The 12,186-nt window shown below is 65.9% G+C and carries 11 protein-coding genes and 1 tRNA gene; all 12 read left to right on the top strand.

Annotation, left to right across the window (positions count from 1 at the left end; translation table 11 throughout):
• Positions 1-52 precede the first annotated feature (52 nt).
• The 12 genes from NIBR502771_RS19725 to NIBR502771_RS19670 all read left to right on the top strand — a co-directional run bounded on the left by NIBR502771_RS19725 (position 53) and on the right by NIBR502771_RS19670 (position 12,119).
• Complete coding sequence (locus NIBR502771_RS19725) at positions 53-733, top strand: septum formation initiator family protein (RefSeq protein WP_141161196.1); 681 nt, start codon at positions 53-55, stop codon at positions 731-733.
• 27 nt (positions 734-760) lie between these two features.
• On the top strand, positions 761-1,432 hold the full coding sequence (locus NIBR502771_RS19720; RefSeq protein ID WP_141161195.1) for a DUF501 domain-containing protein: 672 nt from the start codon (positions 761-763) through the stop codon (positions 1,430-1,432).
• The gene (locus tag NIBR502771_RS19715; RefSeq protein WP_141161194.1) at positions 1,429-2,376 is read left to right on the top strand and encodes a Ppx/GppA phosphatase family protein; all 948 of its coding nucleotides are present in this window, start codon (positions 1,429-1,431) and stop codon (positions 2,374-2,376) included. Before NIBR502771_RS19720 ends, NIBR502771_RS19715 begins: the two co-directional genes overlap by 4 nt.
• Before the next feature lie 3 nt (positions 2,377-2,379).
• Positions 2,380-3,786, top strand: coding sequence for a S8 family serine peptidase (locus NIBR502771_RS19710; RefSeq protein ID WP_141161193.1), 1,407 nt, complete (start codon positions 2,380-2,382; stop codon positions 3,784-3,786).
• Positions 3,787-3,820: 34 nt separating this feature from the next.
• Positions 3,821-5,287: an NAD(P)/FAD-dependent oxidoreductase gene (locus tag NIBR502771_RS19705; protein ID WP_141161192.1), complete on the top strand. Its 1,467-nt coding sequence runs from the start codon at positions 3,821-3,823 to the stop codon at positions 5,285-5,287.
• Between the two features lie 114 nt (positions 5,288-5,401).
• Positions 5,402-5,475, top strand: a tRNA-Leu gene (locus NIBR502771_RS19700).
• 247 nt (positions 5,476-5,722) lie between these two features.
• Positions 5,723-6,955, top strand: a complete 1,233-nt coding sequence (locus NIBR502771_RS19695) for a branched-chain amino acid ABC transporter substrate-binding protein (protein ID WP_141161191.1) — start codon at positions 5,723-5,725, stop codon at positions 6,953-6,955.
• Positions 6,956-7,107: 152 nt separating this feature from the next.
• The gene (locus tag NIBR502771_RS19690; RefSeq protein ID WP_141161190.1) at positions 7,108-8,115 is read left to right on the top strand and encodes a branched-chain amino acid ABC transporter permease; all 1,008 of its coding nucleotides are present in this window, start codon (positions 7,108-7,110) and stop codon (positions 8,113-8,115) included.
• On the top strand, positions 8,112-9,359 hold the full coding sequence (locus tag NIBR502771_RS19685) for a branched-chain amino acid ABC transporter permease (protein ID WP_141161189.1): 1,248 nt from the start codon (positions 8,112-8,114) through the stop codon (positions 9,357-9,359). The genes NIBR502771_RS19690 and NIBR502771_RS19685 overlap by 4 nt, the downstream gene beginning before the upstream one ends.
• Positions 9,356-10,351: an ABC transporter ATP-binding protein gene (locus NIBR502771_RS19680; protein ID WP_141161188.1), complete on the top strand. Its 996-nt coding sequence runs from the start codon at positions 9,356-9,358 to the stop codon at positions 10,349-10,351. Before NIBR502771_RS19685 ends, NIBR502771_RS19680 begins: the two co-directional genes overlap by 4 nt.
• Complete coding sequence (locus tag NIBR502771_RS19675) at positions 10,344-11,051, top strand: ABC transporter ATP-binding protein (protein WP_370871405.1); 708 nt, start codon at positions 10,344-10,346, stop codon at positions 11,049-11,051. The genes NIBR502771_RS19680 and NIBR502771_RS19675 overlap by 8 nt, the downstream gene beginning before the upstream one ends.
• Positions 11,052-11,201: 150 nt before the next feature.
• Positions 11,202-12,119, top strand: coding sequence for a Bax inhibitor-1/YccA family protein (locus NIBR502771_RS19670; RefSeq protein ID WP_141161186.1), 918 nt, complete (start codon positions 11,202-11,204; stop codon positions 12,117-12,119).
• Positions 12,120-12,186: the final 67 nt, after the last annotated feature.

Genomic DNA, 12,186 nt, shown 5'->3' with positions numbered 1-12,186 from the left:
GACTGTCCAGCACAAATAGTGGCGGCCCGGCAGGCTGCGTTTCAGGAGTGTCATGGCTACCCGCCGCCCCAAAGTTCCCAAGGTCGCCCCCACCCGTCCAGCCAAGGAAACGGCCGACGACGGATCCTCCGCCGGCGCCGAGGTCATCCGGGCGGATTTCCGGCCGGCCAAGGGCAGTGCCGCCGCGGCCCCTGCACCATCGACGGACCGGCACGGGCGGACAACCGCCGGGCAGCGCGCTGGGACGGCAGGGGAGGCCAGATCTCCGAAGCCCTCCGCCGCGCGCAAGGGCAGCAGTCCCGTTGACGGCAAGGATCCCGGCCGCGCCGACGAGGAACAGCATCCCGTCCCCGCCAAGGCGTTTTCCGGCCGCATGCTGGCTCTGGCTGTCGTGATGGTGGCCATTACCATCATGCTGGCGCCCACGGTCAAGATTTTCTTCGACAAGAAGGCCGAAATCGACGCCCTGAATGCCGACATCGCTGCACGCCAGGCCGAGGGCGATGCCCTCCGGCAGCAGGTTTCACGCTGGCAGGACCCCAACTACGTCAAGCAGCAGGCCCGTGACCGCATTAACATGGTTATGCCGGGCGAAACCGGCTACTGGGTTTTTGGCAGCGATGAGCCGGCCGGAGAAAGCAGTAGCCCCGCCGGCGCAGCAGCACAAGACCCCGCCGATCTGCCGTGGGTGGATTCCCTGTGGGAGTCCATCAGGCGCGCGGCCACAGACTGAACCGCACAGGAAGGACGGCCCGCGACAGTGGAACACAACACGGCAGCCGCCCGGGACGAATCCCGCCAACCAACAGCACACGACCTTGAAGTACTGAGCAGGCAGCTGGGACGCCCCGTCCGCGACGTCGTGGAGATTCCGGCCCGTTGCGTCTGCGGCAACCCGCTCGTGGCGGCCACCGCACCCCGCCTCAGCAACGGCACACCGTTCCCCACCACCTTCTACCTGACGCACCCGGTGATCACGTCCGCGGTTTCCAGGCTTGAAGCTGCCGGGGTCATGAACAGCATGAACGACCAGCTGGCCGGTGACGACAGGCTGGCCGCGGCCTACAGGGCAGCCCACGAGGAGTACCTGGCCGCCCGCGAAGCCATTGGGCAGCGTTCGGGCATCGGCCCGGTGCCGGAGATCGACGGCGTCTCCGCCGGCGGTATGCCCACCCGCGTCAAGTGCCTGCACGTCCTGGTCGGCCACTCCCTGGCCGCGGGCAGCGGCGTCAACCCCCTGGGCGACGAAGCGATCCGGATGATCAGCGAGTGGTGGACTGCTGACAAGTGCTACTGCGACGGCGCCTGGGACACCGCCGGTGAGGCACCTTCCCGCGACCTGAGCCGCCACGGGCCCCAAGGGCTGCCGGAGATCGTGGGCCGTCCCGCCCCGGTCCGGAATTCCGCCGGAACCACGGGGGTGCCAGAGTGACCCGCGTGGCCGCCATCGACTGCGGCACCAACTCCATCCGGCTCCTGATCGCCGACATCGACCGCAGCAACGGCAGCACGGTCCTTACCGACGTCCACCGCGAAATGCGCGTGGTCCGGCTCGGGCAGGGCGTGGACGCCACCGGCGAGCTGGCCCCGGAGGCGTTGGAGCGCACCCTCGCCGCAACAGCCGATTACGCCCGCCTCATCGAGGAGCACGGCGCAGGGCGGATCCGCTTCGTTGCCACGTCCGCCAGCCGCGACGCGCGCAACCGGGATGTTTTCGTGGACGGCGTCAGGGAACTGCTGGGCGTGGAACCGGAGGTCATCTCCGGGGCCGAGGAAGCGGCATTGTCCTTTGCCGGGGCCAGCAGCGTCCTGCCCGTCCTCGACGGCCAGCAGGTGCTCGTGGTGGACCTCGGCGGGGGAAGCACCGAGTTCGTCCTGGGCACCGCCGCAGGCGTCACGGCCGCCAAGTCCGTGGACATTGGCTGCGTCCGCCTGACCGAACGGCACCTGCGCAACGATCCGCCCACCGCTGGACAGATTGCCGCAGCGGAAGCCGACGTGGACGAGGCCATGGCCCGCGCCGGCCGTGACGTGCCGCTGGAACGCGCCACCGCCGTCGTCGGGGTGGCCGGCTCCGTCACCACCATCACCGCCCATGCGCTCCGCCTGCCGGAATATACGCCGGAGGCCATCCACGGCGTGGCGCTTCCCATTCGGAAGATTGGCGACGCCGCCACCGACCTGCTGGACATGACCCGCGTCGGCCGGGCAGCCCTGCCGTACATGCACCCCGGGCGGGTCGACGTCATCGGTGCCGGGGGACTGGTATGGCGGCGCATCCTGGAACGGATGGGGGAGCTGACCGGCGGAAGGATCACCGCAGCCACGGCAAGCGAGCACGACATCCTTGACGGCATCGCACTGAGCATCGGGTAGTCCATGCATTCCACCCCAGCTTCAACCCCGCTTGTCTCCCGTGCCGTGGCCGCCGCAGTGGCGGTCCTCCTGGCCGCCTGCTGCCTCTGTGCCGGCCTGTTTACCGCCCCGTCCGCGCGTGCCGACGAATGGCGGGACAAGGAGTACTGGCTGGCGGACTCGGGCATCACCAAGGCCTGGGAGGTGTCGAAGGGCGCGGGCGTGAAAGTGGCTGTCATCGACAGCGGCATCGATGCCCAGCACCCGGACCTGAAAGGCTCCGTTGTGGGCGGCTACGACGCGTCCGGCTCGGGCCAGCCGGACGGCCAGAAGAGCGTCGGCTCCAAGCCGGAACACGGCACCCTCGTAGCCACCATGCTGGCTGGGCGCGGGCACCAACCCGCCAGCGCCAGTCCCAGTCCCAGCCCGGGACCGGCCGTTCCTCCGGACGGCATCATGGGCGTGGCACCCGAAGCGCAGCTGCTCTCCGTCTCAACCTGGCTCGGTTCGGCCAACCCGTCCGGCAAAAGCGACCAGGACCAGATTCCGGAGGCGGTGCGCTGGGCGGTGGACAACGGCGCCAAGGTCATCAACATCTCGCTCGGCAGCACCACGCCGCAATGGCCGCAAAGCTGGGATGCCGCCTTCCTTTACGCCGAACAGAAGGACGTGGTCATCGTAGCCGCCGCCGGAAACCGGGTAGGCGGCAACACCCAGGTAGGCGCCCCGGCCACCATTCCCGGCGTGCTCACCGTCGCCGGCCTGGACCGCAAGAACGTGGCCAGCGTGGACGCGTCATCGCAGGGCATCAGCATCGGGGTGGCTGCACCCGCCGAGAACCTCCTCGGCGGCCTCCCCGGCGGCGGCTACGCGGAATGGGCCGGTACGTCCGGATCCACCCCCATCGTGGCCGGCGTGGCCGCCTTGATCCGGTCCAAGTGGCCGGACATGAGCGCCGAACAGGTCATCAACAGGATCGTCTCCACCGCCCAGGACGCCGGGGCCCCGGGCAAGGATCCGTTGTACGGCTACGGGATCCTCAATGCCGAGGCGGCGCTCAAGGCCGACGTCCCGGAGGCCACCGTCAATCCGTTGGGCACCATCGCCGAGTGGATCCGCGTGCACCGGCGCGGCAACGCCGCGCCTGCAGCCCCGCTCCCAACCGCGACGCCAGTGCCCAGCGCCGCACCCACGCTGCCGGAAGCCACCGTTCCCGCCGCCAAGGCCCCGTCACAGCGGGACAGCGCCATTGGCGCCGCCGTCGTGATCGGTTTTGCCGTCCTTTTCGTGGTGATCATCGCGGCCGCTGCCATCCAGCTCCGCAGGGCTGCCCGCAACGGCTCCCTGGCCGTTGAAGAACCGGATACCGGGGTGATGGAAAGCGTGCAAGCACCCCGGAACCAGCAGGTTACGGAGGCGTCCGACGGCTAGTGAAGATTTTCACAAACTCCTGTATCCTTGAACAATGGCAACCACCCCACAGCTCCAGGACCGTCCCAGGGTACTCGTCGTCGGCGGCGGGTACGTCGGCCTGTACGTAGCACTGAAACTGCAGAAGAAGATCGCGAATGCAGGTGGCATCGTCACCGTCGTTGATCCCCTGCCCTACATGACTTACCAGCCCTTCCTCCCCGAGGTGGCAGGTGGCAACATCGAAGCCCGCCACGCAGTGGTCTCCCACCGCCAGCACCTCAAGCAGACCGAGCTCATCCAGGGCCGCGTCACGTCGATCGACCACGTCAACCGGACGGCTGTGGTGGCTCCTGCCGACGGCGGCGAGAACTTCGAGGTTCCCTACTTCGACGTCGTCCTCGCAGCCGGCGCCATCACCCGCACGTTCCCCATCAAGGGCCTGGCGGACAAGGGCATCGGCCTGAAGACCATCGAGGAAGCTGTTGCCCTGCGCAACAAGCTCCTGGAGCGCATCGAGGTTGCCTCCACCATGACGGACCCCGCGGCACGCGCCCGGGCGCTCACCTTCGTGGTGGTCGGCGGCGGCTTCGCCGGCATCGAGTGCATCACGGAAATGGAAGACCTCGCCCGCGCCGCCGTGCGCAACAACCCCCGCATCAAGCAGGAGGAAGTCCGCTTCGTCCTGGTCGAAGCCATGGGCCGCATCATGCCCGAGGTCACCGCCAAGCAGGCCGACTGGGTGGTTGAGCACCTGCGCAGCCGCGGCATCGAGGTCCTGCTGAACACCTCGCTGGACAGCGCCGAAGGCACCCTGAAGCTGATCAACCTTCCGGACAAGACCCCTGCCCAGGAGTTCGAGGCAGACACCCTGGTGTGGACCGCCGGCGTGCAGGCAAACCCGATGGTGCGTTCCACCGACTTCCCGCTCGAGCCCCGCGGCCGCGTCCGCGTCCTGCCGGACCTGCGCATCGCAGGCGACGAAGGCATCGTGGAGAACGCCTGGGCAGCCGGCGACATCGCCGCAGTTCCAGACCTCACGGGCAAGGGCCTGCCGGACGGAACCTGCGTCCCCAACGCCCAGCACGCCCTGCGCCAGGCCAAGCGCCTCGCCAAGAACCTGTGGGCTTCCCGCTGGGACAAGCCCCTGGCGGACTACAAGCACAAGAACCTTGGTGCAGTGGCCGGCTTCGGCGAGTGGAAGGGTGTTGCCAACATCAACCTGCTGGGCCGGATCGGGCTCAAGGGCGGCCTCGCCTGGCTGGCCCACCGCGGCTACCACGGCATGGCCATGCCCACGGTGGAGCGCAAGTTCCGCGTCATCCTGAACTGGATCATCGGCTTCTTCGCCGGACGCGACACCACGCAGCTGATGGACCTGGACAACCCGCGCGGTGCCTTCGTCTCGGCGGCCACTCCCGCCCCCAAGCCAGCCGCTGCGCCCGCAGCAGTGCCGGCTGGCGGCTCCAGCGCCACGGCCACCGCCGCTCCCAAGGAAACCGTGGCGGCCAACGCCAAGTAGCGCATTTGTTCCACCACGCTTGACACCGTCCGACGGCGGCCGTCCCCTTTGCAGGGAACGGCCGCCGTCGGCGTTTCCAGCCAACGCGTCCCGGGCAGGTACCATGGACCCGGCGCCCCAGTAGCCCAATTGGCAGAGGCAGCGGACTTAAAATCCGCGTGTTGTGGGTTCGAGTCCCACCTGGGGTACACCTTGTTCCTTCCGGCGCCCTGAGGGTTTGCACACCGGGAAGCCGCCTGCACAGCAGGCGGCTTCCTGCGTTTAATTCCGCATAGGCAACGACTGTTATAAGGCTGTGACCTCTGTCACTCAGTTTCGCTGCTGTCTATGCACTAGCTTGAACCTAAATCAGGAATTCCTGGTCCCATTCCGGGCGCCGAAGCGCCCCATTGATCCGCACGCGCATCGCATGGCCCTGTTTCGGAAGGCAGACAAATGTACCGAAAGAAAGTCCTCACCTCGTTGGCAGCAGCAGCCACATTCAGCATGCTGCTGTCGGCCTGTGCCAACCAGGCGGGCCCCGGCACCACGGAAAGCTCAGGCTCGTCCGGCAAGGTGAACATCCCCGCCATTTCGAAAGTCGATGTCCCTGCCGGTGCGGTAAAGCCTGCCGGCGACGGGAAGGCGACCTGCCCCTCGACCACCACTCTCGCCTACGCAGGCGCGCAGACCGGCCCCAATGCCCAGCTCGGCGTCAACATCTTCAACGGCATCCAGCTGGCCATCGACCAGCACAACAAGTCCAACCCGGGGTGCCAGGTCCAGTTCAAGAAGTTCGACACTGAAGGTGACCCCAACAAGGCCACCGGCCCCGTTACCCAGCTGGTGAGCGAGTCTGACATCGTGGGTGTGATCGGCCTGCCGTTCTCCGGTGAATCCAAGGCCACGGGCAACATCTTCGAGCAGAAGGGCCTTGTCCACATCACCCCGTCGGCCACCAACCCCGGCCTCACCGGCAACGGCTGGACCACGTTCTTCCGGGGCCTCGGCAATGACGCCGTCCAGGGCCCCGCAGCCGCCAAGTTCCTCACCGGGAAGCTCGGCGCGAAGAAGGTGTACCTGGTCCAGGATGACTCCGACTACGGCATCGGCCTGGGAACCTCCACTTCCGCCGGCCTGGGCAGTGCCCTTGCCGGGACGGAAAAGGTGACCACAGGGCAGAAGGACTTCTCGGCGGTCATCTCCAAGATCATGAATGCCAAGGCAGACGCGGTGTTCTACTCCGGGTACTACGCCGAGGGCGCCCCGTTCGACCAGCAGCTGGTTGGAAAGGGCTTCACCGGAACGTTCGTGGCACCTGATGGCGTCAAGGACGACCAGTTCATCAAGCAGGCCGGTGACGCGTCCAACAACGCGTACTTCACCTGCCCGTGCCTCCCGGGTGAGCTGATTCCGGAATTCGCATCGGCCTACAAGGACGTTTCCAAGGGAGCCGAGCCCGGAACGTACTCCATCGAAGGCTACGACGCCGCAACCGTCCTCCTGTCCGGTATCGACGCCGGCAAGCAGAGCCGTGCTGACCTGCTGGCCTGGGTCAAGGCTTATGACAAGGACGGACTCAGCAAGCACTACAAGTGGGATGCCAAGGGCGAGCTCCAGGCCCCCACGGTTTACGGCTACAAGGTGGAGAACGGAAAGATCGTTCCGGTCGGTCCCATTGGGGACTAGCAACCACGCATGAACCGGCTGTGGGGGCCAGCATCAGCGGGCCCCCACAGCCTTTTCTTCGCTTGGCGCAGCCCAGGACCAAGCAACGTCAATAGACACAAGTCCCACGGCCGGGCCCACAAGGCCGCGTGCAACTGGATCAGGATGTTCCCATGCTTCCCTCTCTTGTCCCACTACTCCCGACGGAAAACGACTGGATCACCTTCGACATACCGTCCCTGGCCCAGAACTTCTGGAGTGCCACCTTTGACGGCCTTACCTTCGGGGCCATCTATGCGCTCGTGGCGCTGGGGTACACCCTGGTTTACGGCGTCCTGAACCTGATCAACTTCGCGCACTCGGAAGTGTTCATCGTTGGCTGCTACGCCGTTTTCTTTACCCTCAGCAGCCTTGGCTTCGGCCCCTCAGCTCCCAGGCTCGACATCTGGGCCATCATCCTGAACCTGCTGTTGGCGCTGGTTCTGGCCATGTTGGCATCCGCCGTAACAGCGTTCCTGCTGGAGCGGATCGCCTACAAGCCCCTGCGGCAACGGAACGCGCCCCGCCTGGTCTTCCTGATCACCGCCATTGGTGCTTCCTTCACCATCCAGTACCTCATTTACCTCTGGCGCGGTCCCAGCCCCGAACTGGCCCTGACCATGTTCCGGCCCACCCCCATTTTCGACGTCTTCGGCACCATCATCGATTCGCAGCAGCTGGTGATCATCATCGCCGCCGTGATCATGATGGTGGGCATCGACAGGTTCATCAGCAAGTCCCGCACCGGCCGCGGCATCCGGGCCGTTGCCCAGGATCCTGACACCGCCACATTGATGGGCGTCAACAAAGAGCGGATCATTATTACCACCTTCGTCATCGGAGGCCTCCTCGCAGGAGCCGCCGCCTTGTTCTACGTCATGAAAATTCCGTCCGGTGTCCAGTACAGCGGTGGCTTCGTCCTGGGCATCAAGGCCTTTGCCGCCGCGGTGCTCGGCGGCATCGGCAACGTCCGGGGGGCATTGCTGGGCGGCCTGCTGCTTGGCCTGATCGGCAACTACGGCCAGATCCTGCTGGGCAACTCGCAGTGGACCGACGTCGTGGCGTTCGTGGTGCTGGTGCTCGTGCTGCTGCTGCGGCCTGAAGGCATCCTGGGCACCTCCCTTGGAAGGAGCAAAGCATGAGTATGACGGACGGCCCCACGCCGCTGCAGACAGCTGCAGCCCAGCAGGCAGCCGAGGAACGTGAAGCTTCCGAGAAAGCCGCAGGCAAGAGCGACCACCGCCCAAGCGGAAAGCGCAGGTCCGGTTACCTTTCGGACCGCTGGCACGCCCTGTCCCGCCAGCAGCAGTGGGCCTTCCTGGTGGTTGTCGTGGTACTGGCCTACCTGCTTCCGCTGCTCAACCCGCCCATCATCACCACGGAGCCCGGCAACAACTTCGCGCTGGCCTGCTTCGATATGGCCCGGTTCGCGCTCATCGCCGTCGGCCTCAACGTGGTGGTCGGATACGCCGGCCTACTGGACCTTGGGTACGTCGCCTTCTTTGCGGTGGGCTCGTACGTTGCCGCCATGCTCACCAGCCCGGATTCGCCCTACCTGCACATCCCTTACCTCTGGACGCTTCCGGTGGCCATGGCAGTCACCATGTTCTTCGGTGTCATGCTGGGCGTGCCTACACTCCGGCTCAGGGGCGACTACCTCGCCATCGTGACGCTCGGCTTCGGGGAGATCATCCGCATCCTGGCCACCATCATTCCTGCGATGAAGGGCCAGGTGGGATTCCAGAACGTCGGCCACCCGCCGGGTGACGGTGCCGACGGAACGCCGATCTTCTCCAACTCAAACGGTGTGCCCTGGTACTGGCTGACCCTGACCATCATCATCATCGTCACCCTCCTGGTGGGCAACCTGGAACGCAGCCGGGTGGGCCGCGCCTGGATTGCCATCCGCGAAGATGAGGACGCGGCGGAAATCATGGGTGTTCCCACCTTCAAGTACAAGGTGTGGGCTTTCGCCATCGGCGCTGCAGTCGGCGGGCTTTCCGGTGCACTCTTCGCCGGGCAGGTGGGGTTCGTCAACAACCAGAAGTTCGACGTCACCACCTCCATCCTGTTCCTCGCCGCCGTCGTCCTGGGCGGTGCCGGCAATAAGGTGGGCGCCATCCTGGGTGGAGCGCTGGTCAGCTACATCCCGTTGAGGTTCACGGCCATCGCCGAGTACAAGTACCTGATCTTCGGGATCGCGCTGGTGCTGATCATGATCTTCCGCTCCCAAGGGCTCCTGCCCGCGCGGCAGCGGCTGCTTGCCTACGGCAGGACGGCGCTGAACAAGGTCACCAGCCGTGAAGGTTCGGCGCCGAAAGACAAACACAATCCACCGGCCGGCCCCGAAGCACCGGTGGCCGGACAGAGAGGAGCGGAGGCATGAGCTCCGAGGAAAGGCACGCGGGCTCCGGCAGGGTCGAGGAGCAGCCGGCGCAGCAAAGCCCGGGCCGGCACAGCGCGGACCAGGCCGGCCAGGTTCAGGAAGATTCGGTGGCACCGATCGCGCCGGAGCTGGACATGGACGCCCTTGCCGAGGCCGGCGTGGACCAGGAACTGGCTGAGAAGGTGGCCCCGGACCGCGACATCGCGGTCAAGGTGGGCGACAACATCGTGGAGGTGCAGAACCTGACCATCAAGTTCGGCGGCCTGGTGGCCCTGGACAACATCAGTTTCAACATCAAGCGCGGTGAGATCCTGGGCCTCATCGGGCCCAACGGCGCCGGGAAGACCACCTGCTTCAATGCCATGACCGGCGTGTACAAGCCCACCAGCGGAAAAGTGGTGCTGGAGGGGCAGGTCCTGAACGGCATCAAGCAGCACAAGATCACCCGGCTGGGCCTGTCCCGCACGTTCCAGAACATCCGGTTGTTCGGTGAGATGACCGCGCTGGAAAATGTGGTGGTGGGCCTGGACGCGCGGCACCGGACCAGCGTCGGCGGAGCGCTGCTGCGCCTGCCCACCCACATCAAGGAGGAAAAGTCGGCCATCGAGCGCGGCATGGCCCTGCTGGACTTCGTGGGCATCGGCAGCCATGCCCATGTCCTGTCCCGGCAGCTGCCCTACGGCTACCAGCGCAGGCTTGAGATTGCCCGGGCCCTGGCAACTGACCCGAAGGTCCTCTGCCTGGACGAGCCCGCAGCCGGCTTCAACCCGGCCGAAAAAGAGGAACTGATGGCCCTCATCCGCACCATCAGGGACGAGGGCTACACCGTGCTGCTGATTGAGCACGACATGAAACTCGTCATGGGCGTGACCGACCGGATCGTCGTGCTGGAATTCGGGAAGAAGATCGCGGACGGACTGCCCCGCGAAATCCGTGAAGACCCGCGTGTTATTGCTGCTTACCTAGGGGAGCCTGAAGATGACGTTGCTTGAACTTGCGGGAGTTTCAGTCCACTACGGCCGCATCCAGGCCCTCAGGGACATCTCCTTCACCGTCGACGAAGGCGAAGTGGTGGCGCTGATCGGTGCCAACGGTGCCGGCAAGACCACCACCATGCGGACCATCTCGGGCCTGCTGAACTGCTCCGAGGGCAGGATCACTTTCGAGGGCCAGGACATTACCAAGATGAAGGCCCACATCCGGGTGGTGCACGGAATCTCCCAGGCCCCGGAAGGACGCGGCATCTTCCCTGGCATGACCGTCATGGAAAACCTCGACATGGGAACGTTCGGGCGGAAGGACAGAAGTGGAGTGCCCAAGGACCTGGACCGGGTCTTCGACCTGTTTCCGCGGTTGAAGGAGCGGGAGAAGCAGTACGGGGGAACCATGTCCGGTGGTGAGCAGCAGATGCTTGCCATCGGCAGGGCCCTTATGTCCAACCCGAAACTGCTGCTGCTCGATGAGCCCTCCATGGGCCTTGCGCCACAGTTCATCCGCCAGATCTTCAAGATCATCAAGGAGATCAACAACCAGGGAACCACCGTCCTTGTGGTGGAGCAGAACGCCAACCAGGCCCTGGCCGGAGCACACCGGGCATTCGTGCTCGAGACGGGGGAGATCACCCACAGCGGCACCGGCAGGCAGCTGTTGGAGGACCCCTCCATCAAGGAGGCGTACCTGGGCGTGGGTTAGCCCTCCTGATGGGGCCCGGGCACCAACCGTGGCAACGGTCACGGTTCGGTTGCAACCGGGCCCCATGGGAACTTTCGCGTCGCCCCCCACGTGGGAATTGGTAGCGTAACAAAAAGCTCATCACCCACACCCACATGGAGGAATCCCGCAATGGCACTTGGCGGCAACCCGATCTTCAACGGAAAGAGTTTCCGTGGAGCCACCCAGGCACCGCCTGTCCCGCAGGCTCCCTATGGCGCTTCCTACGGCCAGCAGCCGTACGGCCAGGTACCCTACGGCCAGCAGCCGTATCCCCAGCAGGGCTGGGGCACCCAGCCGCAGAGCATGACGGACGAACAGCTGCGGCAGATGTACAGCCAGCCGTCGGCAGGGCCCGCGGACACCGGCCGGATGACGTTCGACGACGTCATCATGAAGACCGCCGCCTGCCTCGCCGCGGTGATCGCCGGCGCAGCAGTCACCCTGGTGGTGGCGCAGGGGCTGGCTTCCCTGCTGATGCTCGTCGGTGCCCTGGGCGGGTTCGTCCTGGCACTCGTCAACACCTTCAAGAAGCAGCCCTCGCCGGCGCTGATCCTGGCCTACGCTGCCCTGGAGGGCCTGTTCCTGGGCGGCCTGACCCGGATCCTGGACGGCATGTTCCCCGGTGTCGGGCTGCAGGCCGTGATTGGCACACTCTCGGTGTTCGCCGTGACCCTGGTCCTCTTCAAGAGCGGCAAGGTCCGGGCCACCCCGAAGGCCATGCGGTTCTTCATGATCGCCCTTATCGGCTATGCCGTGTTCGCGCTGATCAACATGGTCATGATGTGGACAGGCGCCGTGCAGAGCCCGTTCGGCCTGCGCACCTCCGTCGAGATCTTCGGCATCCCGCTGGGCGTCTTCATCGGCCTGCTGGCCATCGGCCTCGCCGCCTTCTCGCTGATCATGGACTTCACCAGCATCGAGGCGGGCGTCCGCAGCGGCGCCCCGCAGCGGTTCTCCTGGACGGCAGCGTTCGGCCTCACGGTCACGCTGGTCTGGCTGTACGTGGAGATCATCCGCCTGCTGGCCATCCTGCGCGGCGACGACTAGGCACCCCGGCAACTTCCGCCGTCGTACTCCAAAGGACGTGGGCCCCACCGAACCGGTGGGGCCCACG

Origin of the sequence: Pseudarthrobacter sp. NIBRBAC000502771 (genome assembly GCF_006517215.1) — a bacterium.
GTDB classification, from domain to species: Bacteria; Actinomycetota; Actinomycetes; order Actinomycetales; family Micrococcaceae; genus Arthrobacter; species Arthrobacter niigatensis.
The sequence above is the reverse complement of the archived record's forward strand: the minus strand, read 5'-3'. Positions and strand labels throughout refer to the sequence as shown.

Excerpts from the sequence above, each read along its gene's own strand:
- NIBR502771_RS19710 (WP_141161193.1), top strand. The coding sequence starts at position 2,380 with ATGCATTCCACCCCAGCTTCAACCCCGCTTGTCTCCCGTGCCGTGGCC.
- NIBR502771_RS19685 (WP_141161189.1), top strand. The coding sequence starts at position 8,112 with ATGAGTATGACGGACGGCCCCACGCCGCTGCAGACAGCTGCAGCCCAG.
- NIBR502771_RS19680 (WP_141161188.1), top strand. The coding sequence starts at position 9,356 with ATGAGCTCCGAGGAAAGGCACGCGGGCTCCGGCAGGGTCGAGGAGCAG.
- NIBR502771_RS19670 (WP_141161186.1), top strand. The coding sequence starts at position 11,202 with ATGGCACTTGGCGGCAACCCGATCTTCAACGGAAAGAGTTTCCGTGGA.
- NIBR502771_RS19690 (WP_141161190.1), top strand. The coding sequence starts at position 7,108 with ATGCTTCCCTCTCTTGTCCCACTACTCCCGACGGAAAACGACTGGATC.
- NIBR502771_RS19695 (WP_141161191.1), top strand. The coding sequence starts at position 5,723 with ATGTACCGAAAGAAAGTCCTCACCTCGTTGGCAGCAGCAGCCACATTC.
- NIBR502771_RS19725 (WP_141161196.1), top strand. The coding sequence starts at position 53 with ATGGCTACCCGCCGCCCCAAAGTTCCCAAGGTCGCCCCCACCCGTCCA.
- NIBR502771_RS19705 (WP_141161192.1), top strand. The coding sequence starts at position 3,821 with ATGGCAACCACCCCACAGCTCCAGGACCGTCCCAGGGTACTCGTCGTC.